This window comes from Methylobacterium sp. yr668, assembly GCF_900116245.1.
Taxonomy (GTDB): Bacteria; Pseudomonadota; Alphaproteobacteria; order Rhizobiales; family Beijerinckiaceae; genus Methylobacterium.
In genome coordinates this window covers 198,868-220,454 of record NZ_FOZY01000003.1, presented here as the reverse complement: position 1 = coordinate 220,454, position 21,587 = coordinate 198,868, and the positions used below count along the sequence as shown (strand labels likewise).

18 protein-coding genes and 1 pseudogene are annotated in these 21,587 nt (G+C 71.8%); 9 read left to right on the top strand and 10 right to left on the bottom strand.

The window, feature by feature from the left end; all coding sequences use genetic code 11:
• Positions 1-38: 38 nt before the first annotated feature.
• Positions 39-692, top strand: coding sequence for a protein-L-isoaspartate O-methyltransferase family protein (locus BM419_RS05615; RefSeq protein ID WP_091925341.1), 654 nt, complete (start codon positions 39-41; stop codon positions 690-692).
• 68 nt (positions 693-760) lie between these two features.
• Here the strand turns inward: BM419_RS05615 and BM419_RS05610 are convergent, their stop codons facing one another.
• The 3 genes from BM419_RS05610 to BM419_RS05600 are packed head-to-tail and all read right to left on the bottom strand — an operon-like array spanning position 761 to position 3,973.
• Positions 761-2,227 carry a flavin-containing monooxygenase gene (locus BM419_RS05610; RefSeq protein ID WP_091925338.1) on the bottom strand — a complete coding sequence of 489 codons (1,467 nt, stop codon included), beginning with the start codon at positions 2,225-2,227 and terminating at the stop codon, positions 761-763.
• Positions 2,224-3,126 (bottom strand): alpha/beta hydrolase, encoded by a 903-nt coding sequence (locus BM419_RS05605; RefSeq protein ID WP_091925336.1) that lies wholly within the window; start codon positions 3,124-3,126, stop codon positions 2,224-2,226. The genes BM419_RS05610 and BM419_RS05605 overlap by 4 nt, the downstream gene beginning before the upstream one ends.
• Before the next feature lies 1 nt (position 3,127).
• On the bottom strand, positions 3,128-3,973 hold the full coding sequence (locus BM419_RS05600) for an SDR family NAD(P)-dependent oxidoreductase (RefSeq protein ID WP_091925332.1): 846 nt from the start codon (positions 3,971-3,973) through the stop codon (positions 3,128-3,130).
• A gap of 74 nt (positions 3,974-4,047) precedes the next feature.
• Here BM419_RS05600 and BM419_RS05595 point away from each other — a divergent pair, with 74 nt between their 5' ends.
• Positions 4,048-4,737: a TetR/AcrR family transcriptional regulator gene (locus BM419_RS05595; protein ID WP_244540704.1), complete on the top strand. Its 690-nt coding sequence runs from the start codon at positions 4,048-4,050 to the stop codon at positions 4,735-4,737.
• A 57-nt stretch (positions 4,738-4,794) separates the two neighbouring features.
• A complete protein-coding gene (locus BM419_RS05590; RefSeq protein WP_091925326.1) occupies positions 4,795-6,042 on the top strand; it encodes a NupC/NupG family nucleoside CNT transporter in 1,248 nt (415 codons plus the stop codon).
• On the opposite strand, the gene BM419_RS05585 is transcribed toward BM419_RS05590, so the two are convergent.
• The 3 genes from BM419_RS05585 to pqqA (BM419_RS05575) form a co-directional block, all read right to left on the bottom strand.
• Positions 6,005-7,000 (bottom strand): class I SAM-dependent methyltransferase, encoded by a 996-nt coding sequence (locus tag BM419_RS05585; protein ID WP_091925324.1) that lies wholly within the window; start codon positions 6,998-7,000, stop codon positions 6,005-6,007. The genes BM419_RS05590 and BM419_RS05585 overlap by 38 nt on opposite strands.
• A gap of 159 nt (positions 7,001-7,159) precedes the next feature.
• On the bottom strand, positions 7,160-7,249 hold the full coding sequence (gene pqqA, locus BM419_RS05580) for a pyrroloquinoline quinone precursor peptide PqqA (protein WP_020090597.1): 90 nt from the start codon (positions 7,247-7,249) through the stop codon (positions 7,160-7,162).
• Between the two features lie 80 nt (positions 7,250-7,329).
• Complete coding sequence (gene pqqA / locus BM419_RS05575; protein ID WP_007559223.1) at positions 7,330-7,419, bottom strand: pyrroloquinoline quinone precursor peptide PqqA; 90 nt, start codon at positions 7,417-7,419, stop codon at positions 7,330-7,332.
• Between the two features lie 435 nt (positions 7,420-7,854).
• On the opposite strand from pqqA (BM419_RS05575), the gene mgtE reads away from it, so the two are divergent.
• The gene (gene mgtE / locus BM419_RS05570; RefSeq protein WP_020090596.1) at positions 7,855-9,225 is read left to right on the top strand and encodes a magnesium transporter; all 1,371 of its coding nucleotides are present in this window, start codon (positions 7,855-7,857) and stop codon (positions 9,223-9,225) included.
• Between the two features lie 15 nt (positions 9,226-9,240).
• Here mgtE and BM419_RS05565 read toward each other — a convergent pair whose 3' ends face one another.
• The 4 genes from BM419_RS05565 to paoA all read right to left on the bottom strand — a co-directional run bounded on the left by BM419_RS05565 (position 9,241) and on the right by paoA (position 14,776).
• Positions 9,241-10,782: an acetate--CoA ligase gene (locus tag BM419_RS05565; RefSeq protein ID WP_091925321.1), complete on the bottom strand. Its 1,542-nt coding sequence runs from the start codon at positions 10,780-10,782 to the stop codon at positions 9,241-9,243.
• A 108-nt stretch (positions 10,783-10,890) separates the two neighbouring features.
• The gene (locus tag BM419_RS05560) at positions 10,891-13,113 is read right to left on the bottom strand and encodes a xanthine dehydrogenase family protein molybdopterin-binding subunit (RefSeq protein ID WP_091925319.1); all 2,223 of its coding nucleotides are present in this window, start codon (positions 13,111-13,113) and stop codon (positions 10,891-10,893) included.
• Positions 13,114-13,134: 21 nt separating this feature from the next.
• Positions 13,135-14,109: an FAD binding domain-containing protein gene (locus BM419_RS05555; protein ID WP_020090593.1), complete on the bottom strand. Its 975-nt coding sequence runs from the start codon at positions 14,107-14,109 to the stop codon at positions 13,135-13,137.
• A gap of 10 nt (positions 14,110-14,119) precedes the next feature.
• Positions 14,120-14,776, bottom strand: a complete 657-nt coding sequence (gene paoA / locus BM419_RS05550; protein ID WP_091679074.1) for an aldehyde dehydrogenase iron-sulfur subunit PaoA — start codon at positions 14,774-14,776, stop codon at positions 14,120-14,122.
• 260 nt (positions 14,777-15,036) lie between these two features.
• Between paoA and BM419_RS05545 the strand changes: the two are divergent.
• The 5 genes and pseudogenes from BM419_RS05545 to BM419_RS05525 all read left to right on the top strand — a co-directional run bounded on the left by BM419_RS05545 (position 15,037) and on the right by BM419_RS05525 (position 21,559).
• Positions 15,037-15,861, top strand: a pseudogene (locus tag BM419_RS05545) (aldo/keto reductase).
• A 138-nt stretch (positions 15,862-15,999) separates the two neighbouring features.
• Positions 16,000-17,016 carry a quinolinate synthase NadA gene (gene nadA, locus BM419_RS05540; RefSeq protein WP_091679341.1) on the top strand — a complete coding sequence of 339 codons (1,017 nt, stop codon included), beginning with the start codon at positions 16,000-16,002 and terminating at the stop codon, positions 17,014-17,016.
• Positions 17,013-18,527: an L-aspartate oxidase gene (locus BM419_RS05535; protein WP_091925316.1), complete on the top strand. Its 1,515-nt coding sequence runs from the start codon at positions 17,013-17,015 to the stop codon at positions 18,525-18,527. The genes nadA and BM419_RS05535 overlap by 4 nt, the downstream gene beginning before the upstream one ends.
• A complete protein-coding gene (nadC, locus tag BM419_RS05530; protein WP_042671249.1) occupies positions 18,524-19,396 on the top strand; it encodes a carboxylating nicotinate-nucleotide diphosphorylase in 873 nt (290 codons plus the stop codon). The genes BM419_RS05535 and nadC overlap by 4 nt, the downstream gene beginning before the upstream one ends.
• A gap of 279 nt (positions 19,397-19,675) precedes the next feature.
• A complete protein-coding gene (locus BM419_RS05525) occupies positions 19,676-21,559 on the top strand; it encodes a potassium transporter Kup (RefSeq protein WP_244540712.1) in 1,884 nt (627 codons plus the stop codon).
• The last annotated feature ends 28 nt before the right edge of the window (positions 21,560-21,587 follow it).

The following is a 21,587-nucleotide window of genomic DNA, read 5'->3' as shown; positions in this document are numbered from 1 at the left end:
CGACGCGGCGTTCCGATCCGGTTCGAGGACACGTATCGATGATCGATTACGCGCAGGCGCGGCGGATGATGGTCGACTGCCAGTTGCGGACCTTCGACGTGAACGACAACACGGTGCTCGACGCGTTCGACACCGTGCCGCGCGAGGCCTTCGTGCCGAAGGGCCGCGAGCCCTTCGCGTATATCGACCAGACCCTGAACCTGGGCGAGGCCGGCGGCGACACCCGCTGCATGCCGGCCCCGATGGTCGTAGCCCGGATGATCCAGGCCCTGCGGATCCGGCCGGGCGTCGCCGCCCTCGACGTCGCCACCGGCTACGGCTACGCCGCCGTCGTCATGGCGGAACTCGGCGCGCAGGTGACGGCGCTGGAATCGGTGCCCGATCTCGCCGCGGCGGCGCGCACCCGGCTCGGCGCCGCCGCCCAGGTGATCGAAGGCCCGATCGCCGACGGTGCGCCCAAGCAGGGCCCCTTCGACGTCATCCTGATCAACGGCCGGGTCGAGGTCCGGCCGCAGGCGCTGCTGAACCAGCTCAAGGACGACGGTCGCCTGGTCTGCGTGTTCGGTCCGCACCGCAACGCCAAGGTCACGCTCTTCGTGCGTGCCGGCGACGCGTTCGGCGCTCGGCCGCTGTTCGACGCGTCGCTGCCCGGTCTCGAGGCCTTCGCGGCGGAGGCCGGCTTCGCGTTCTGACAGCGCGCGCCGGATCGCGTCCGCCCCCGTCGGCGCGGGCGGATCCGTGACTGCGCCGCAGGCCCCGATCAGCCGAGCCTGTAATCCCCCAGCCGGGCCCGGCGGGCGCTCCGGCGATAGGCCATCACCGAGTCGGGCCAGAGGGTGTTGTTGCGCCCGGTCGCGTCGAGGTACCAGCTGCGGCAACCGCCGGCCTGCCAGATGCTGTCGGCCATGCGGCTGTGGATCCGGTCCACGAACCGGGCCTGGGCCTCCGGCCGGACCTCGATGGTCTGCCTCCCGCGGCGCAGCGCCTTCAGGCAGTCGAGGACGTGCTGCACCTGGATCTCGATCATCGAGATGACCGAGTTGTGGCCCAGCCCGGTATTGGGCCCGAGCAGCAGGAAGAAATTGGGGAATCCCGCGACCGTGATGCCCTGGTAGGCGCCCACGCCGCCGGCCCAGGCCTCGGTCAGGCTCCGGCCGTCGCGGCCGACGAGGTGCATCCGCGCGAAGGTCGCGGCCACGTCGAAGCCCGTGGCGTAGACGATCACGTCGAGGTCGTGATGCTGCCCGGCCTCGGTGGTCACGCCGGTCTCGGTGACCCGGGCGATGCCGTCCGTCTCCAGGGTGACGTTCGGACGCTGGAGCGCGGGGTAGTACTCGTCGGAGATCAGCACCCGCTTGCAGCCGAGGCGGTAATTCGGCGTCAGCTTCGCCCGCAGGGCCTTGTCGGGGACCGCCTTGGCGAGATGGTGCCGCGCCAGGGACTCGGCCTGGCCGGTGAGCTTCGAGACCTTGGTGAAGCCGAGCAGCGCCCGCACCTCGTGCAGCCAGAACAGCCGCGCCCGCTCGAGCCGCCGGCTGAGCGGCAGGCGCCGGTAGCGCTCCCGGGCCCGCTCCGTGATGGCGTGGTCGTTCTTGGGCATGATCCAGGGCGGGGTGCGCTGGAACAGCGTCAGGTGCGACGCGACGGCGGCGAGTTCCGGCACCACCTGGATCGCGCTGGCGCCGGTGCCGATCACCCCGACTCGCTTGCCGGCCAGCACCGCGGAGTGGTCCCAGGCCGCCGTGTGGAAGGCGGGGCCGGCGAACGCGTCGCGGCCGGGGATATCCGGGTAGGCCGGATGGTGGAGCCCGCCCATGCCCGCGACGATCGCGCGCGCCGTGATCGGGCCCCGGTCGGTCTCCACGTGCCACAGGGCGCGCGCCGCGTCCCAGGTGGCGCCGGTGAAGGTCGTCCCGAGCTGGATCAGGGGCGTCAGGCCGTTCCGCTCGGCGGTGTCCCGGAGATAGGCCAGGATCTCCGGCTGCGGCGCGTACATCCGGCTCCAGTCGGCCTTCGGCGCGAAGGACAGCGAGTAGAGGTGGGATGGGACGTCGCAGGCCGCCCCCGGGTAGGTGTTGTCGTGCCACGTGCCGCCGATGCCGTCGGCCTTCTCGATCACCCGCAGCGGGCCGATGCCCGCCTGCCGGCAGCGGATCGCCATCGCGAGCCCCGAGAATCCGGCGCCGACGATCAGGACGGCCAGGGTCTCGTCCGCGAGCTCGGTCATCGCTGGGTGCTCCCGGACGGGGCGTGCGGCGCGTGCGCCGTCAGGAAGGCCGCGGCCTCGTCGAGGGAGGTCCGCGCCTCCGGCAGCATGCTGGCAGCGAACTGCCAGGCGTGGGACACGACCGGGAACAGCTTGAGCTCCGTCTCGACGCCGGCCCTGCGGGCCCGCTCCGCCATGCGCACGGAATCGTCGCGCAGGACCTCGCGGGCGCCGACATGGAACAGCAGCGGCGGGAAGCCGGTCGGGTCGCCGTAGAGCGGCGAGACTCGCGGATCGGCCGGATCGGCGGCGCCCAGATACATCGGCCGGATCGCCGCGAGCGCCTGCGGGTCGAACATGGCGTCGCGCCACGCATTGGTCACCCGCGACCCGTCCTCGGACATGAAGTCCGTGGCCGGCGAGAACAGGGCCGCCGCCCAGGGCATCGGCAGGCCGCGGGCGCGGGCCTCGCCCATCAGCACGAGGGCGAGGTTGCCGCCGGCCGACTCGCCAGCCACGCAGGCGGCGCCCTCGGCGCTGAACGCCGCCCAGACGGCGGTCAAGTCGTCGACCGCCGCGGGGAAAGGGTGCTCGGGGGCGAGGCGGTACTCGGGCGCGAAGATCGTGAAGCCCCGGTTCGCCAGCGCGCCGGTGACGGGACGGTGCGTACGGGGCGAGCAGGCGATGAAGCCGCCGCCGTGAATGTAGAGCATCCGCCGGCCGGGGCCCGCTTTCGGCCGGACCCACTCGCCCTTCACGCCACCGACGATGCCCGGCTCGTAGGTGACGCCCTTGGGGTCGGGGAAGGTCGGTGCCTCGAAGATCCGGCGGAACGCGGCCGCGTCCCGCGCCCGGGACAGGGGCCCTCGGACCCGGCTGCGGACCATGTAGGCCCCGAGATACGCGCGCAGGCTCGCCATCTCAGAGCGTCCCGCCGGACAGGCGCACGATCGTCTTCCAGTAGCCCACCGGCATCAGCCGCTGGATCAGCGCGGCGTTCTTCGCGTCCTTGCCGATCACGATCCGGGGCGCCCGGGCCTCGATGCCGCGGATGATGGCGGCGGCCGCGTCGGCGGGCGCCAGGGTCAGGAGCTTGCCGAACGCCTCCCGCGCCTCCTCGTCCTCTACGGCCGCGCGCTTCGCAGCCTCCGGATCGCTCGGCGGCCGCCGGCCGCGGGCGTTGCGGGAGATGGCGGTGGCGACGCCGCCCGGGTGGACCACCGTCACCCCGAGGCCGGTGCCGGCGTACTCGTGCCGCAGCGCCTCCGAGAAGCCGCGCACGCCGAACTTGCTGGTGCAGTAGGCGACCTGGCCCGGCGGCGCGATCAGACCGAACAGGCTCGACAGGTTGACGATCTGCGCCGCCGGCCGGGCGCGGAGCATCGGCAGGAAGGCGTGGCACATCCGCACGACGGCGCGCAGGTTGATGTCGAGCAGCCACTCGAAATCGTCGAGATGCGTCTCGTCGAACCGGCCGCCGAGGGCGACGCCGGCATTGTTGATGAGGAGGTCGAGATGCCCGGACCGCTCCGCGACCCAGGCGGGCAGCGCGCGGATCCCCGCGGCATCCGTGAGGTCGAGGACGCGCGTCTCCACCGTGACGCCGCGGATCTTCGCGGCGACGGAAGCGAGGCCGGTCTCGTCTCGGTCCACCAGGAGAAGGGTGCAGCCCTTCGCGGCGAGGCCCTCGGCCAGCGCCGCGCCGATGCCGCTCGCCGCCCCGGTGATCAGGGCCACCGCGCCCGCGAGTTGGAACCGCTGTGCCAAACCGCGCCCCCCGTGCCGCCGATCTGGATCGGAACGTCCACGGGGGATAGGCCCCGCCGGCCGGATTGTCTAGGGTGGGCACCCTAGACGGGGACGGGATCATGTCGCGGGGCGAGGGTCGGAGGGTCGAGCGCGAGCTGGAGGTCGGCCTGGAGCCCGGTCCCGCGGCCGCGTCGCCCGACACGCGCACCCGGATCCTCGCCGTCAGCCTCGCGCTGTTCAACGTCCGCGGTCTCGGCCACGTCACGACGGCGGAGATCGCGGCCGCGGCGGGGATCCGCGAGGGCAATCTGCAGTACCATTTCCCGCGCAAGCGCGGCCTCGTCGAAGCCCTGTTCGCGGCCTTCGAGACCGAGGCCGTGGCGGTGGCGGGCCGGATGCCCGACGATCCCGCGGCGCCGGAGGCGCTGCTCGCCTACCAGAGGGCATGGTTCGACCTGATATGGCGCTACCGCTGCGTCTACCGCGACGGTATCGCCATGGTGGAGATCGCGCCGGCCCTGCGCGCCCGGGTGCACGCGCTGCGGGCCGAGACCCAGGCGCTGGCCCGCGGGGTCTTCGAGGCGGCCGTGCGGGCGGGACGGCTGCGCGTTTCCCCGGACGCGCTCGGGCGACTCATCGACAACGCCTGGATCGTGTCGAGCCACTGGACGAGCCACCGTCTCCAGGGCGGCACCGCCCTGACGGAAGCGGATCGGGACTGGGGCTTCGCGCAGGTCCGCGACCTCTTCGCGCCCTATCTCGCGCCCGAGAGCCCTACTTGACGGCCACTGGCCCGATCCTTCCATGCGCTCCGGCCAAGCTCGGACCCGAAGGACGCGATGCTCGACCGCCTGACCCATGCCGGCCTCAGCCTGCTCGTGCTGCTCGCGGTCGCGTTCCTGTTCTCGACCAACCGGCGGGCGATCAGTCCCCGCGTGGTCCTCACGGGACTGGCTTTGCAGGTCGGCCTCGGCGCGCTGGTCCTGTTCCTGCCCGCCGGGCAGGCCGCGCTGCGCGCCGCCGCGGACGCGGTCGTGACCGTGCTGTCCTACGGCGACCGCGGCACGGCCTTCCTGTTCGGCGGCCTCGTCGAGCCGAAGATGTTCGAGCTGTTCGGCGGCTCAGGCTTCATCCTGGCGCTGCGGGTCCTGCCGCAGATCCTCTACGTCTCCGCGCTGATCGGCGTGCTCTACCACCTCGGCGTGATGCAGGCGCTCGCCCGCGGGCTCGGCGCCGTGCTCCGGCGGATCCTCGGCACCTCGCCGATCGAGTCGTTCTCGGCGGTGATCACGATCGCTATCGGCCAGAGCGAGATCGCCGTCGCCCTGCGCCCGTTCCTCGCCCTGCTGACCGGCGCCGAGCTGTTCGCCGTCATGTCGAGCGGCGCCGCGTCGACGGCGGGCTCGATCCTGGCCGGCTACGCGGCGCTCGGCGTGCCCATGACCTACCTGCTCGCGGCCTCCGTGATGGCGATCCCGGGGGGCCTCGTCTACGCCAAGATCCTGATGCCCTCGACGGAGCCGACCCGGATCGCCACCACCCGGGTAGAGTTCGGCGAGACACGGGCGGCCAACATCATCGAGGCGGCGGCCGACGGCACTCAGAAGGGGCTCGCGGTGGCGGTCTCGGTGGGGGCCATGCTGATCGCCTTCGTCGGGCTGATCGCGCTGGCGGACGGCCTGTTCGGCACCCTCGGCGGCTGGATCGGCTACCCGTCTGCCTCGTTCGAGGGCGTGCTCGGCTGGGCGCTCGCCCCGCTGGCGTGGCTGCTCGGCGTGCCCTGGGGCCAGGCGACCCTGGTCGGCGGGGCGATCGGCCAGAAGCTCGCCTTCAACGAGTTCCTGGCCTACGCCAACCTGTCGCCGGTCCTGAAAGCCGGAACCCTCGAGCCGCGGGCGCAGGCCATCGTCTGCTTCGCCCTGTGCGGCTTCGCGAATCTCGCGTCGATCGCGATCCAGCTCGCGAGCTTCTCCAGCCTCGTCCCGGAGCGGCGCTCGGAGGTCGCCCGGTACGGCCTGCGGGCCATCCTCGCGGGGACGCTGTCGAACCTCACGAGCGCGGCGATCGCGGGGCTGTTCGTGGCGTGACGGGGCAGGCCGCCTTGCGCGCCGCGAGCAGTAGCGCGTTCGGGCGGGTCCGCTTCGGCACCGGCAGGACGCGGTCGAGGACGGCGCCGACGCCGTACGCGAAGGCGAGCGCCGCCGCCCAGGACCACGTCCGCCGGAAGAAGCGGTCGCGGCAGCGGACGGGGCTGACCTTGGCCATCCAGTGGATCAGCGAATCGTGCCGGTCCATGCCGATGGCGTGGACGGCCTCGGGCGTGCAGCCGAGCGTCCCGGCCAGCGCCTCCAGGGCTCTGGGCGTCCACCACGTCAGGTGGTGGGGCGGCGCGTTGATGACGAAATTCGGGACCGTGGTGTTGGGCGAGGGCCATAGCGGCGTGCCGATCAGGACCACGCCACCCGGCTTGACGCAGGCCGCGAGCGCCCGGGCGAAACCCAGCGGGTCCGCCACGTGCTCGATCACCTGGAACGCGCAGGCGACGTCGTAGACCGGCCCGACGCGCGCCGCGTGCGCCTCCACGGTCTCGTCGAGGATCGCGCCGGTCGGGTCCTCGGCGGAGAAGTTCGGATCGAGGCCGGTATAGGTGGCGTCCGGCACGTAGGCGCGGAACCCGCCGTGGCCGCAACCGACATCGAGCACCCGGGCTCCGGACGGGACGTGCGCGGCGGCCTGGCGGAATTCCAGGCGCTCCGTCTCCGGGCCGGCGAGCTTATCGTGCGCGGCGATCCGGCCGTAAAACGCCCGGTAGAAGGCCGCGTCGCCGGCCACCGGCGGATCGAAGAAGATCAGTCCCGTAGGAGATTCCCAGAGCCGGAACGTGCCGGCGGGGCGGAGCAGCGGCCCGACATCGACGCCGCCGGAATAGTGCCAGAGGAGCGTCAGGAAGCCGGCGTCCAGGCGCTCGACGCAGCGCAGAGCGGGGGCACCGGTGATCGGGCAGGGGGGGATCGACCGATCGGCCGTGTGCGCGCTGTCCGCCAAACTGGTCCTCGCTCGCTCCGCAGGCCCGGCTGGTCCGGGGCGCCGCAGCGGCACAGGTTTGGTGCGGCCCGTCAAGCCGAGGCGCGGCTCGTGTCGAGCGCGCAAAGAAAAAGGCGCCGCTTCGGATGAAGCAGCGCCCGGAAACGTCAGAACGACGTCTTAGTGGAAGGTGTCGATCTCAGCGGACTCGTAGCTGGTGACTTCCATGCCGACGCAGATCTCGGAGACGACGGGGGCGGACCAAGCCATGATTTCCTCCAGGTAAGTTGATGCGATGGATAGAGAGGCCACGAAGGCCGGAGCGAACCGCGCTCCGGACCGCGCGCGACTTAGTTGAACGTGTCGATCTCGGCGGACTCGTAGCTGGTGACTTCCATGCCGACGCAGATCTCGGACACGATCGGGGCAGACCAAGCCATGGCGTTTCTCCTCGCTGTTGCTGCGATCCATATAGGCAATATCTTGGACGCAATACAAGCGAGCACAACACTTATATTTCTCATAGGGAGCCTGGCCGTGGGCGGCGCGGGGTCGTTCCGTGGCCGCGCGGCCACCCGCCGGAGCCCTGTTCGGCATCGGCTGCGGATGGGCGCGGTTTCGGCTTGACGGGCCCCGCGCCCGGGCGCACGACGCACCCGCGCGACGGTGTCCTCGACGGTGTCGCGCTCCCATTCCAGCAGCGACCCGCGAAGCGACGTGCCCGACCGATCGTGCCTGCCGTGCCCGGCCCCGTGCCGTCGTTCCGCCTGAGCCGCTGAGAGGCCCGGCCGCGGGGCGACCGACGCGGCGGCCGGCCACGGCCCAGACCCAGGATGACCGGCGCCGCGTCGCCTCGTAACCCACGAGGCGAGGCCATGAACGAGATCGCCCCCTTCGATACGCGCGTCGATCCCTCCGTGCTGGCCGCCCGCCTGTCGGACGAACGGGCGCCCGACATCGTCGAGGCCCTGAACGACGAGGCACCCGAGGTCGCCGCCGCCATCCTGCTCGGCCTGCCGCTGGAGCGGGCGATCGAGGTGCTGGACCAGCCGGAACTCGACTGCGCCGCCGACATCATCGAGATGCTGCCGCGGGACCGGGTCGCGGGCTACCTGTCGGGCATGTCGGCCGACCGGGTCACGGACGTGTTCCGCGAGATCGAGGAGCCGGGCCGCTCCGACCTGCGTGCCCGCCTCGACGCCGAGACCCGCGGCGCTGTCGATCGCCTGTCGGCCTACGGCGAGGAGACCGTGGGCTCGCTGATGACCACCGAGTTCGTCACCGTGCCGGGGACCTGGACGGTGGGCCAGACGCTGGAGCACATCCGCCACGTCGAGAAGACCCGGGAGACGATCTACGCGATCTTCGTGCTCGACCCGCGCACCCGCGCGCTCACCAAGGCGGTGCCCCTGCGGCGCCTGATCTCGGGGGACCCGGGCGACAACGTGCTCAGCGTCGCGCCGGGACGCCGGCCGCTCGCGGTCTCGCCCACGGCGAGCCGCGAGGAGGCGGCCCGGCTCATCTCCAAGTACGACCTCCTGGCGCTGCCGGTCGTCGACGCGGTCGGCCACGTGATCGGCATCGTCACCGTCGACGACATGATCGACGCGATGATCGAGAAGCAGACGCAGGACGTGCAGCGCTTCGGCGGCATGGAGGCGCTGCCCGAGCCCTACATGGATATCGGCTTCTTCACGATGATCCGGAAGCGGGCCGGCTGGCTGTGCGCGCTGTTCCTGTCGGAGATGCTCACCGCCTCGGCCATGCAGGGCTTCGAGGGCGAGCTGGAGAAGGCGATCGTCCTGACCCTGTTCATCCCGCTCATCATGAGCTCCGGCGGCAATTCCGGCTCGCAGGCGACCTCGCTGCTGATCCGGGCGTTGGCGCTCCACCAGATCCGCCTGCGCGACTGGTGGCGGGTGGCGCTGCGCGAATTGCCGACCGGGATCTTCCTCGGCGCGATCCTCGGCGTGATCGCGGTGATCCGGATCGTCGCGTGGCAGAAGCTCGGCCTCTACGATTACGGCGCGCACTGGCCGCTGGTTGCCGCCACGGTCGGCGCGGCGCTGGTCGGGATCGTGACCTTCGGTTCGCTCGCCGGCTCGATGCTGCCGTTCCTGCTCCAGCGGATCGGCTTCGATCCGGCCACCGCCTCGGCGCCCTTCGTGGCGACGCTGGTCGATGTCACCGGCCTCGTCATCTACTTCTCGGTGGCGCTGCTCATCCTGCGCGGGACGCTGCTGTAGGAAGACCTCCGCGCATCATCCCGTAACCGCCTCGGCCAGCCGCTTCCTCTGGACCTTTCCGTTCGCCGTACGCGGCAGGGCGTCGAGGAAGCGGATCTCCCGCGGGCGCTTATAGGCGGCGAGCCGCTCGGCGCACCACGCGAGCAGGGCCTCCGCGTCGGGCTCGGCGCCCGCCTGCAGCACCACGAAGCCGCAGATGACCGAGACGTCCGCCCGGACCGGCAGCTCGGCGACGCCCACTTCCGCCACGGACGGGTGGGTCGACAGCACCGCCTCCACCTCGTTCGGCGAGACCCGGTAGCCCATCGCCTTCATCAGGTCGTTGTTGCGGCCCTCGAACCAGAGGTAGCCGTCGGCGTCGAGGCGGGCGAGATCGCCGCCGACGAACCAGTCGCCGCGCATGACCTCCGCCTCTTCCTCCGGCCGGTTCCAGTAGCCGAGCATCAGCGCCGGCTCGGTCCGGTGGACGGCGAGGAGCCCGCTCTCTCCGGCCGGGAGCGGCACGGGCTCGCCCGCCACGGGCAGGATCGCCACCCGCCGGCCCGGCTGCGGCTTGCCGGGCGAGCCGGGGCGCACCGGGATGGTCGGGCCGCTGGAGATGTAGGTCGAGATCTCGCTCATCCCCAGCGCCTCGTAGAGGGGCTTGCCGGTGGCCTGCCGCCAAGCCTCCAGCAGCTCCACCGCGAGGGGCTCGCCGGCCGTGCAGCCGTGGCGGAGGCTCGACAGGTCGTGGGCGCCGAGGTCGCCGTATTTGAGGATCTGGCGGTAGAGCGTCGGGACGGCGGCGAACAGGGTCGCGCCGTACGCCGCGATCAGGCGCGGCCAGACCCCGGGATCGCGCGGGCCGTTGTAGAGCACCGCGGTCGCGCCCACCGACCAGGGATCGCTCAGGCCGACGCCCAGCGTGTAGGTCCAGTTCATGGTGCCGGCGTGGAGCATCACGTCGGATTCGGTGAGCCCGAGCCAGTGGTCGAGCATGGGGCGGCGGCCATAGGCGGCGCGGTGGGCGTGCAGCACCCCCTTGGGCCGGCTCGTCGTGCCGGAGGTGTAGATCAGCATCGCCGGGTCGTCGGCGGCGGTGTCGGCGTAGTCGGGCAGGGGCGGGCCAGCCTTCAGGGCAGAGACCGCGGCGGCGTCGAGCAGGAGGCGCCCGCCCAGGGCCTCGGGCGCGACCGTGCAGCCGCTTCCGATCACCACGGCGGCGGCACTGGAATTGTCCATGAGGAACGCCGCCTCGCTCTCGGTGAGCTGTGGCGAGGACGGCAGCGCCACGAGGCCGGCCGCCAGGGCGCCGAAGTAGACGAGGACGTAGTCGGCCTCGTTGCCCATCCGGATCATCACCCGGTCGCCGGGCCTCAGGCCGAGGCCGAGGAGACCCGCCGCGATGCCGCGCACCGCCCGCTCGACTTCGCCGAAGCTGAGGCGGTCCGCGGTGCCGTCGCCGACCATCACCAGGGCGGTCTTGTCGGGACGCAGGCGCGCGTTCTCGGCGAGGCAGTACCGCGCCGCGTTGAAGCGGGCCGGCGGACGGCGGTCATCGTGCTGGCTGTCAGACACCGGGCGCTCCCCGCGGGCGGCTTTTCGCCGGGTGTCCCGCCTGGGCGCGCCTGCGTCAACTGGGGCCGTCGCTCCGCTGGCGAGCGCGGCCCCCGGGCAGTCTGGCCCTCAGGTCCGCCGCTGCGCCTGGCCCTCCTGCTCCTCGAAGCCCTTGAGCATCTTGTCGAGGGTCATCGGGTAGTCGCGGACCCGGATCCCGGTGGCGTTGTAGATCGCGTTGGCGAGCGAGGCGCCGGCGCCGCAGATGCCGAGCTCACCGAGCCCCTTGCTCTTCAGCGGGTTCGCCTTGTCGTCGAGCTCCGGCAGGAACACCGCGTCGATCTCCGGAAGGTCGGCGTGGACCGGCACGTGGTACTCGGCCATGTCGTGGTTGACGAAGTAGCTGTAGCGCGGATCGACCACCGCATCCTCCATCAGAGCCGCGCCGACGCCGAAGGTCATGCCGCCGATCGCCTGGCTGCGCGCGGTCTTGGCGTTGAGGATGCGCCCGCCGGTGAACACGCCGAGCATCCGCCGGAGCCGGATCTCGCCGGTATCGACGTCGACCCCGACCTCGGCGAAGTGCGCTCCGTACGAGTACTGCGAGAACTTCTGCTTCATCTCGCCGGGCTTGATCTCGCCGGAGGCCTCCAGCCCGGACTTGGCGAGATCGGTAAGCGACTCGGTGCGGTTGCCGGATGTGACCGCGCCGTCGCGGAAGGTGGCGCCGTCCGGGTTGAGGTCGCCGGCCTTGAGCAGGGCCTGCCGGAGGTTGTCGCAGGCGACGTAGAGCGCCGAGCCCGCAGAGCCGGCGCCGAAGGATCCCCCGGAGCCGGCCGCGAACGGGAAGTCGGTGTCGCCCATCTCGACCCGCACGCGCTCGGGCGGCAGCCCCAGCATCTCGCCGGCGATCTGGGTCAGGATCGTGTAGGTGCCGGTGCCGGGATCGGTCATCGCCATCCGCACCACCAGCACGCCGTCCGGCCCGAGGCGGACCTTCGCGGCGGACGGCATCAGCGGGTTGAGGCGCGCGGCCGCCGACATGCCCATGCCGACGAGCCAGTTGCCCTCGCGCCGGGAGCCCGCGGCCTGCCGCTTGTCCCAGCCGAACAGGCGCGCGCCCTCGCGCATGCAGGGCACCAGCTTGCGGGTCGAGAACGGGACCTTCTTCTCGGGATCCTCGGCCGGCTCGTTGCGCACCCGGAGTTCGATCGGGTCGATCTTCAGCTGCTCGGCGAGCTCGTCCATGGCGCACTCGAAGGCGAGCTGGCCTACGGCCTCCCCGGGAGCGCGCATCGCCGAGGCGATCGGCATGTTGAGGTTGACCAGCCGATGGCGCGTCACGCGGTTCTGCGCGGCGTACAGAGAGCGGGTGACATTGGCCGAGGTCTCGAAGAACCCGTCGCCCTCGGCGGTGTCGGACCAGGATTCGTGGCTGATCGCGGAGAGCCGGCCGTCGCGGTCGGCGCCGAGTCGGATCCGCTGGATCGTGTCAGTCCGGTGGGTCGCGACGTGGAACTCCTGCTGCCGGGTGAGCGCGACCTTCACGGGACGCTGGATCACCTTCGAGGCCAGGATCGCGAGCGTCGCCTCCGGCTGGACCTGCAGCTTCGCGCCGAATCCGCCGCCGATATAGGGGCTGACGATGCGCACCTTCTCGGGGGGGAGCTTGAGCACCGAGCCGAGGGATTTCTGGCCCCGGTTCGGCATCTGGTTGGCCGTGTAGAGCACGACCCCGTCGCCCTCCCAGGACGCGATGGTGGCGTGCGGCTCCATATGCGCGTGGATCTGGTTCGGCGTGACATACTCCACGTCGAGCTTGACCGGTGCGGCCGCGAAGGCGGCGTCGAAGTCGCCGAGCTTGGAATCCGGCGGCGAGTTGACCGGCTTCGGCTCGTAGGCCGCCGCCAGGCTGTCCTTGAGCAGCCCCTTGGGCTTGGCCGCGTCGTACCGGACCTTGACCAGCATCGCGGCGGCGCGCGCCTGCTCGAAGGTCTCGGCGACCACGAAGGCGACCGGCTGCCCGTAGAACCGGATCTCCGTCCCCTGGAGCTGCGGCCAGACCTGCTCCTTCTTCTCGCCCTGCTCGGGCACGTTCTCGTGGGTCATCACCAGGATCGCGCCGGGCGCCTTGCGGGCGGCCTCCGCGTCGATCGACCGGATCGTGCCGGAAGCGATCGCCGCCGGCACGATGAAGCCGTAGGCGGGGGTCTTCAGGGCCCGGGTCTCGTACGCGTAGGGCGCGTGACCCGTGACCTTGAGCTTGCCTTCGACTCGGTTCAGCGGCTTGCCGACGAGCCCGTCGGGCCGGTCGTCGAGGGGCGTCCGGCCGATCGGCTGGTTCATCTCCATGGGAACGGTCCTTGCCGGGATCTACGCGCGGGTCGCCTGCGCCACGACGGCCCGAAGGGTCCGGCGCGTCAGCGGGATCTTGAAGTCGTTGCTGCCGTAGCCGCGGGCGCCCTTGAGCACCGCGTCGGCGGCAGCGTCGGCCGAGCCGGTCTGCACCAGCGCCGCCTCGGCCTCGGCCACGCGCCAGGGCTTGTGCGCGAGGCCACCGAAGGCGAGCCGCGCGGCCTGAGGCTTGCCGCCCTCGGCGCCCGCGATCACGGCGGCCACCGACACGGTCGCGAAGGCGTAGGACGCCCGGTCGCGGACCTTCCGATAGATGTGCGTGCCGGCCACCGGCTTCGGCAGCGTCACGGCCGTGATGATCTCGCCCTTGCGCAGCTCGGTCTCGATCTGCGGCGTGTCGCCGGGCAGCCGGTGGAAGTCGGCGATCGGGATGCTGCGCGCCTGCCCGTCCGGGTTGACGGTCTCCACGGTCGCGTCGAGGGCCCGCATGGCGACGTTCATGTCGGACGGGTTGGTGGCGATGCAGGCCTCGCTCGCGCCGACCACTGCCATGATGCGGTTGAACCCGCCGATCGCCGAGCAGCCCGAGCCGGGCTCACGCTTATTGCAGGGCATAGCGGTGTCGTAGAAATAGTAGCACCGCGTCCGCTGGAGCAGGTTGCCGGCCGTCGTCGCCTTGTTGCGCAACTGGCCCGAGGCGCCGGCGAGCAGCGCCTTCGCCAGCACGGCGTAGTCCTTCCGGACCCGTGGGTCGGCGGCGAGGTCGGCGTTGCGGACGAGCGCGCCGATGCGCAGGCCGCCATCCTGCGTGGCCTCGACCGTGTCGAGCGGCAGCCGGTTGACGTCGATCAACGTGGCCGGAGTCTCGATCTGGAGCTTCATAAGGTCGAGAAGGTTGGTGCCGCCAGCGATGAACTTGGCGTTCGGCCGCTCGGCCGCGAGCTTCGCGGCGTCCTGCACGGTGGCGGGGCGCTCGTAGGCAAAGGCCTTCATCTGCGCCTCCTCAGAGTTTGGTGGCAGCGGCGTCGCGAATCGCCGCGACGATGTTCGGGTAGGCGCTGCAGCGGCAGATGTTGCCGCTCATCCGCTCGCGGATCTCGGCGTCGCTGAGTGTCGGAGTCGCCGCGACGTCCTCGGTAACGTGGCTCGGCCAGCCGGCCTTGGCCTCGCTCAGCATGCCGACCGACGAGCAGATCTGGCCCGGCGTACAGTAGCCGCACTGGAAGCCGTCATGCTCCAGGAACGCCGCCTGCATCGGGTGGAGCTTGTCCCCGTCCGCCAAGCCCTCGATCGTGGTGATCGGGTCGCCCTCGTGCATCGCCGCGAGCGTCAGGCAGGAATTGATCCGCCGGCCGTCGACCAGGACCGTGCAGGCCCCGCACTGGCCGTGATCGCAGCCCTTCTTGGTGCCGGTGAGCGCGAGGTGCTCGCGCAGGGCGTCGAGGAGCGTCGTGCGGGTGTCGAGGACGAGATCGTGCGGTTGGCCATTGATGGTGAGCCGCACCGGCATGGTCTGCGGAGCCGGATCGCCCGGCGCCGCCGCGGACATCGCGGGACTGGGCCGGAAACCGAGGGCACCGAGTGCGCCGGCCACCGCACAGCCCTCCACCACGGCCCGCCGCGTCAGCGCGAGCGGCTTCGTCGGAGTCGCGTCTGTCATGCTGCCATCCAGCCCGTGCACCGCGCGTGGGACGCCGCGCGCAGCTTGGAATCTGGTGCGCCAACGTCCGGCCGGATGGATTAGATCCTGTCCAGACTGCGCCCGTTCAGCGCGGCTCCGCCGCTACGGGCGCTGGATCCATGTCGTGACCCGATCGCTCCGTCCTTGCTTCGCTGCGCTCGCGAGAACGGTGACGCCTTGGAACGCGTCCCGCTGCGAGCGTTTGGGTTGATCGGACCACGACACCGGAGCCTCGCCTCATGGCCATCCCGACCCTGCCGCTCAACGACGGCCGACACATCCCGCAGATCGGCTACGGCTGCTGGCAGCTATCGGACGCCCAGGCTCCGGATCTCGTCGGACAGGCCCTCCGCGCCGGCTATCGGCTTATCGACACGGCCGCGGCGTACGGCAACGAGGCGGGCGTCGGGCGCGGCATCCGGGACGCGGGGATCCCCCGCGAGGAGATCTTCCTCACCACGAAGCTCTGGAACGATCGCCAGGGCCGCGACGAGGCGAGGCGCGCCTTCGACGAGAGCCTGCGGCAACTCGGTCTCCCCTATGTCGACCTGTACCTGATCCACTGGCCGTGCCCGCAGCGTCGCCTGTTCGTCGAGACCTGGAAGACGCTGATCGAGCTCCGGAAGGAGGGCCGCGCGAAGTCCATCGGCGTGTCGAACTTCTCGCCCGAGCACCTCGCCACGCTGATCGGCGAGACCGACGTGGCCCCGGCCGTCAACCAGATCGAGCTGCACCCCTATTTCCAGCGCAAAGAACCGCGCGCGGAGGACGCCCGTCACGGGATCGTGACCGAGTCGTGGAGCCCGCTCGGCCGGGGCAAGGAGCTGAACGACCCGGTCATCCTCGCAATCGCGGAAGCGCACGGGAAGACGCCCGCCCAGGTGGTGCTCCGCTGGCAGATTTAGATCGGATGCGTGGCGATCCCCAAGACCGCCACCCCGCGGCGCATCGCGGAGAACATCGCGCTGTTCGATTTTGAGCTCGGCGCGGACGAGATGGCGCGGATCGCCGGCCTCGACCGGGCCGACGGCCGGATCGGACCTGACCCGGCGACCTTCTGCTGAGCGCTCGAGCCTTCGGCGGCGCAGCGTAACATCGCACCGCAAAAGATTTATGCTCACAGCTAGCATATCTGGACAGGCGCGTCCGGCCCCCATAAGTTAGACGGCACAATGCTCAAACTGAGCATAATGGAGGACGCCATGACGGCGACCGTTGCACCCGTCTCCCGCACGACGATCCCGGGCCTGCCCCTTCCGGATCTGTACGCACGCGTCAGCCGGCACGTCCCCGCGATCGAGTGGCCGGCGCTCGCACCCGACATCGAGGCGATCCTGCGCCTGAAGCGGGAGCGCAACGCCGTGATCCTGGCGCACAACTACCAGGCGCCCGAGATCTTCCACACGGTGGCCGACATCGTGGGCGACAGCCTCGCGCTGGCCCGCGAGGCGGTGAACGTGAACGCCGACGTGATCGTGCTGGCGGGCGTTCACTTCATGGCCGAGACGGCCAAGCTCCTGAACCCGAGCAAGACCGTGCTCATCCCCGACATGGGCGCCGGCTGCTCGCTGGCCGATTCGATCACCGCAGCAGACGTGCGCGGCCTGCGCGCCAAGTACCCGGGCGTGCCGATCGTGACCTACGTGAACACCTCGGCGGCCGTGAAAGCCGAGTCCGACCTGTGCTGCACCTCCGGCAACGCCGTCGCGGTGGTGAAGTCGCTGAACGCCCCCCGCGTCCTCATGATCCCCGACGAGTTCCTCGCGCAGAACGTCCAGGCCGAGATCCCGGAGGTCGAGATCCTGACCTGGGCCGGCCACTGCGAGGTGCACGAGCGCTTCACCCCGGCCGACATCCGCGACGTCCGCGACAGCTATCCCGGGGTGACCGTGATCGCGCACCCGGAATGCCCGCCGGACGTGGTGGCCGAATCGGACTTCTCAGGCTCCACCGCGATGATGATGGACTTCGTCGTCGAGAAGCGGCCGAAGCAGGTAGTACTCGTCACCGAGTGCTCCATGGCGGACAACATCGCGGCGCAGAACCCGGACATCGAGTTCATCAAGCCCTGCAACATGTGCCCGCACATGAAGCGGATGAGCCTGCGCAACATCCGGCGGTCGCTCGAGACGATGACCCACGAGGTCACGGTCGACCCGGCGCTCGCCGACCGCGCCCGGGCCGCGGTCGAGCGCATGCTCGAGGTGCGCACACGATGAACGCGATCTCCCCGAACAGCGCCGACCGCGTCGTCGTGGTCGGCGGCGGCGTCGCGGGCCTCAGCGTCGCGCTGCGCCTCGCGCCCCGCCCGGTGACGCTGGTCACGGCCTCGGCCCTCGGCCTCGGCACCGCCACCGGCTGGGCCCAGGGCGGCATCGCGGCCGCGGTCGGCGCCGACGACGCGGCGGCGCTCCACGCCGCCGACACGGAGGCCGCCGGCGCCGGGCTCACCGAGCCCGACGTGGCGCTCCGGGTCGCCGCGGAGGGCCCCGCGCTGATCGACTGGCTCGTGCGGATCGGCGTCCCGTTCGACCGCACCGACGACGGCGCGCTGGCCCTCGGGCTCGAGGCGGCCCACGGCCGCCGCCGCATCGTCCGCTCCGGCGGCGACGCCACCGGCGCCCGCGTCCTCGAAGGGCTCGTGCGGGCCGTGCTGGAGGCCCCCTCCGTCGAGGTTGTCACGGCGCGGGCCTGCGACCTGCTCCGGGACACGCGCGGGGCGGTGGCCGGCATCGTCGCCGCGCGCGACGGCGCGCTGTTCCGCATCCCGGCCCGCGCGGTGGTGCTCGCCACCGGCGGCGTCGGCGCCCTCTACGCGGCGACCACCAACCCGCCGGGCGCCGTCGGCCGCGGGCTGGCGCTCGCCGCCCGGGCCGGCGCGGTGATGCGCGACATGGAGTTCGTGCAGTTCCACCCGACGGCCATCGCGGCCGGCGCCGACCCGATGCCGCTCGCGACCGAGGCCCTGCGCGGCGAGGGCGCCCGCCTCATCGACGAGACCGGCGCTGCCGTGATGGCCGGCATCGCGGGCGGCGACCTCGCGCCGCGCGACGTGGTCGCCCGCGGCATCTTCCAGGCGCTGCAGCGGGGCCGCACGGTCTATCTCGACGCCCGCGGCGCGCTCGGCGCCGCGATGCCGACGCGCTTCCCGACCGTGGCGGGGCTCTGCGCCGCCGCCGGCATCGACCCCGCCGTGCAGCCGATCCCGGTCCGCCCGGCGGCGCACTACCACATGGGCGGCGTGAAGGTGGACGCGTACGGCGCCACCTCGGTGCCGGGCCTCTACGCCTGCGGCGAGGTCTCCTCGACGGGCCTCCACGGCGCCAACCGGCTCGCCAGCAACTCCCTGCTGGAGGGCCTCGCCTACGCGCGCTTCATCGCCGACAGGCTCGACACGCCGCCGCCCGCCGCGATCGTGCCCGAGGCCGTGTCTGTCCGTGCCGCCGGCGACCTGCCGGCGATCCGCGCGCTGATGGAGCGCAGGGTCGGCGTCGTGCGCGACGCCGCCGGCCTCGAGGAAGCCGTCGCCGTCCTCGAGGCGGGGGCTGAGACCTGCGACGCCGCCCTCGTGGCGCTGCTCATCGCCCGCGGCGCGCTCGCCCGCCGGGAGAGCCGCGGCGCCCACTGGCGCAGCGACTTCCCCCATCTCGCCCCGGCCGCGCACACCGAGGCGACGCTGGCCGACCTGATCGCCGCGACCCCGTCCGCCGAGGAGGCGCTGACGCCATGACCCAGTCGGTTCTCTCCGATGAGATCCTCCCCCTGCCGCGGCTCCTCGTGGAGCCCGTGGTGCGCGCCGCCCTGCTGGAGGATCTCGGCCGGGCCGGCGACATCACCACCGACGCCATCGTCCCCCCGGGCGAGCGGATGCGCGGCGTGATCGCCTCCCGGCAGGACGGCGTCATCTCGGGCACCGACGCCGCCGCCATCGCCTTCGCGCTGGTGGACCCGGCCGTCAGCGTGACGGTCGAGCGCGGCGACGGCGCCCGCGTGGCGCCGGGCGACGTGGTGCTGCGCCTCGAGGGGCCGGCGCGGGCGATCCTGACGGCCGAGCGCGTGGCGCTGAACCTGCTCTGCCGGATGTCGGGCGTGGCCACCGCCACCCACGGCCTCGTCGAGGCCGCGCGCCCGCACGGCAAGGCCTCGATCGTCTGCACCCGCAAGACGACGCCGGGCCTGCGCGCCCTGGAGAAGCACGCGGTCCGGGCCGGCGGCGGCTCGAACCACCGCTTCGGCCTCGACGACGCGGTGCTGATCAAGGACAACCACGTGGCGGTGGCCGGCGGCATCGTCCCGGCGATCGAGCGCGCCAGGTCCCGGGCCGGCCACTTGGTGAAGATCGAGTGCGAGGTCGACAGCCTGGAGCAGCTGGAGGAGGCCCTGTCGGTCGGGATCGACGCGGTGCTCCTCGACAATATGGGGCCCGACCTGCTCCGCCGCGCCGTGGCGATGATCGACGGGCGCGCCCTGTCCGAGGCGTCGGGCCGGATCACCCGCGAGACGGTCGGGGCCGTCGCGGCCTCGGGGGTCGACCTGATCTCCTGCGGCTGGATCACCCATTCGGCGGCGATCATCGACCTGGGGCTCGACGCCGCCTGATCGGCGGGCCCCGCGCGCCGCCGGCGCGGCGGGGCCGAAGCGGTCGCTCGACTGTCATCACGTTCGGGTGACAAGTCTTCGCCGCGGTCGCTCGGGAGATCTGCCGAGTCTATCGCCGCGCGACCGACTCGCTAAGATTTCGGCCAACCGCGACGCCATCGACCGGACCCGACCGTGAGCCAAGCCCTGCCTTCCGCGGCTGCCCCGGCGGTCGATCGTCCGGCGGCGCCGGTGGCGCGCAAGCCCGGCGCGGTCCGGCACGGGCCCGGCGGCGCGCTGATGCTGGGCGCGCTGGGCGTCGTGTACGGCGACATCGGCACGAGCCCGCTCTACGCGTTCAAGGAGGCCGTGAAGGCGGCGACCGCCGGCGGCGCCTCGGTTGCTGCGGCGGCCACCGGCGCGGTGTCGCTGATCCTGTGGTCGCTGATCCTGATCGTGTCGCTGAAATACGCGGTGCTGATCCTGCGCGCCGACAACCGCGGCGAGGGCGGCATCGTCGCCATGCTGGCGCTGCTCGGCGCGCGGCACGCCCGGCCGGGGACGTGGAAGGCGCTGCTGCTGGTGGTCGGGCTGATCGGCGCGGCCCTGCTCTACGGCGACGGCGCGATCACGCCGGCGATCTCGGTGCTGTCGGCGATCGAGGGGTTGAAGATCGACGCGCCGTCACTCGGGCCGTACGTCGTGCCGATCACCCTCGCCATCCTGGTCGGTCTGTTCCTGGTCCAGCACAAGGGCGTCGCCGCCATCGGTCGGGTGTTCGGACCGGTCATGCTCGTCTGGTTCGTCGTCCTGGTCCTGCTCGCGGTCCCGAGCATCCTGCACGCGCCGGAGATCCTGGCGGCGGCCAACCCGTTCCGGGCGGTGGACTTCCTGATCCATGCCGGCTGGCATGTCAGCTTCCTGATGCTCGGCGCGGCCTTCCTGGCGGTGACCGGCGGCGAGGCGATGTACGCCGATCTCGGCCATTTCGGCGCCCCGGCGATCCGGATCGCGTGGTTCGGCCTCGTGCTGCCGGCGCTGCTGATCCACTATTGCGGCCAGGGCGCGCTGATCATCGCCGACCCGAGCGCGATCGAGAACCCGTTCTACCGGCTCGCGCCGGACTGGGCGCATTACCCGCTGGTGGCGCTCGCCACGATGGCGACCGTCATCGCCTCGCAGGCGGTGATCTCGGGCGTCTACTCGCTCACCCAGCAGTCGATCCAGCTCGGCTTCATGCCAATGATGCGGGTGGTGCACACCGATGAGGACGAGCGCGGCCAGATCTACGTGCCGGCGGTGAACTGGCTGCTCGCCGTGGCGACCCTGACGGCCGTTGTGGTGTTCGGCTCTTCCGACGCCCTGGCCGGCGCCTACGGCATCGCGGTCTCGGCGCTCATGGGCATCACCACGCTGCTCGCCGCGCTGATCGCGCTCCGCTGGGGCTACAACCCGGTCCTGGTCCTCGCGGTCAACGGCTTCTTCCTCGGCATCGACCTCGTGTTCTTCTCCGCCAACAGCGTGAAGCTGTTCGAGGGCGGCTGGTTTCCGCTGCTGCTCGCCGGCGTGGTGGCCTTCCTGATGCTGACCTGGATGAAGGGCAACCACGTCCTCGAATCCGTCCGCCAGACCATGCGCATGTCCGAGGCCTCCTTCCTCTCCAGCCTCGGCTCGCACCCGCCGGTGACGCTGCCCGGCACCGCGGCCTTCCTGACCGCCGCCACCGAGGGCATCCCGATGGCGCTCGGCCGCCTGCTGGAGCGCAGCCGCTGCCTGCACGAGCGGATCCTGCTGATCACCGTCGTCTACGAGGAGGAGCCGGTGATCCCGGCGAGCGAGCGGGCGCAGGTCACGCTGGTGGCGCAGGGGATCCGCAAGGCGATCTCGAAGTACACGCCCGGCATGGAGCGCGTCGTGCTGCGCTACGGCTTCATGCAGACCGCCTCGATCCCCGAGGGGCTGCAATGCGCGGTGGCGAGCGGGCTGCTGCCGCCGGAATACCTGGAGGACATGACGTATTTCGTGGGCCACGAGGTGGTGATCCCGTCGCCGACCCATCCCGGCATGGCGCCGTGGCGGGAGGGCCTGTTCGCCTTCATGAAGCGGAACGCCGAGCGCACCGGCGCCCATTTCGGCCTGCCGACCCGGCAGATCGTCGAGGTGGGCACCGAGATCGAGATCTGACCGGCCGCGGCGCGCGGGGGCACTGCCC

What these genes read in the sequence shown, in the direction of transcription:
- pqqA (WP_007559223.1), bottom strand. Translation starts at nt 7,419, where the DNA reads ATGGCTTGGTCTGCCCCGATCGTGTCCGAGATCTGCGTCGGCATGGAA.
- BM419_RS05535 (WP_091925316.1), top strand. Translation starts at nt 17,013, where the DNA reads ATGAACGCGATCTCCCCGAACAGCGCCGACCGCGTCGTCGTGGTCGGC.
- BM419_RS05560 (WP_091925319.1), bottom strand. Translation starts at nt 13,113, where the DNA reads ATGGAGATGAACCAGCCGATCGGCCGGACGCCCCTCGACGACCGGCCC.
- BM419_RS05610 (WP_091925338.1), bottom strand. Translation starts at nt 2,227, where the DNA reads ATGACCGAGCTCGCGGACGAGACCCTGGCCGTCCTGATCGTCGGCGCC.
- mgtE (WP_020090596.1), top strand. Translation starts at nt 7,855, where the DNA reads ATGAACGAGATCGCCCCCTTCGATACGCGCGTCGATCCCTCCGTGCTG.
- BM419_RS05605 (WP_091925336.1), bottom strand. Translation starts at nt 3,126, where the DNA reads ATGGCGAGCCTGCGCGCGTATCTCGGGGCCTACATGGTCCGCAGCCGG.
- paoA (WP_091679074.1), bottom strand. Translation starts at nt 14,776, where the DNA reads ATGACAGACGCGACTCCGACGAAGCCGCTCGCGCTGACGCGGCGGGCC.
- nadA (WP_091679341.1), top strand. Translation starts at nt 16,000, where the DNA reads ATGACGGCGACCGTTGCACCCGTCTCCCGCACGACGATCCCGGGCCTG.
- BM419_RS05555 (WP_020090593.1), bottom strand. Translation starts at nt 14,109, where the DNA reads ATGAAGGCCTTTGCCTACGAGCGCCCCGCCACCGTGCAGGACGCCGCG.
- pqqA (WP_020090597.1), bottom strand. Translation starts at nt 7,249, where the DNA reads ATGGCTTGGTCCGCCCCCGTCGTCTCCGAGATCTGCGTCGGCATGGAA.
- BM419_RS05615 (WP_091925341.1), top strand. Translation starts at nt 39, where the DNA reads ATGATCGATTACGCGCAGGCGCGGCGGATGATGGTCGACTGCCAGTTG.
- nadC (WP_042671249.1), top strand. Translation starts at nt 18,524, where the DNA reads ATGACCCAGTCGGTTCTCTCCGATGAGATCCTCCCCCTGCCGCGGCTC.
- BM419_RS05590 (WP_091925326.1), top strand. Translation starts at nt 4,795, where the DNA reads ATGCTCGACCGCCTGACCCATGCCGGCCTCAGCCTGCTCGTGCTGCTC.
- BM419_RS05525 (WP_244540712.1), top strand. Translation starts at nt 19,676, where the DNA reads ATGCTGGGCGCGCTGGGCGTCGTGTACGGCGACATCGGCACGAGCCCG.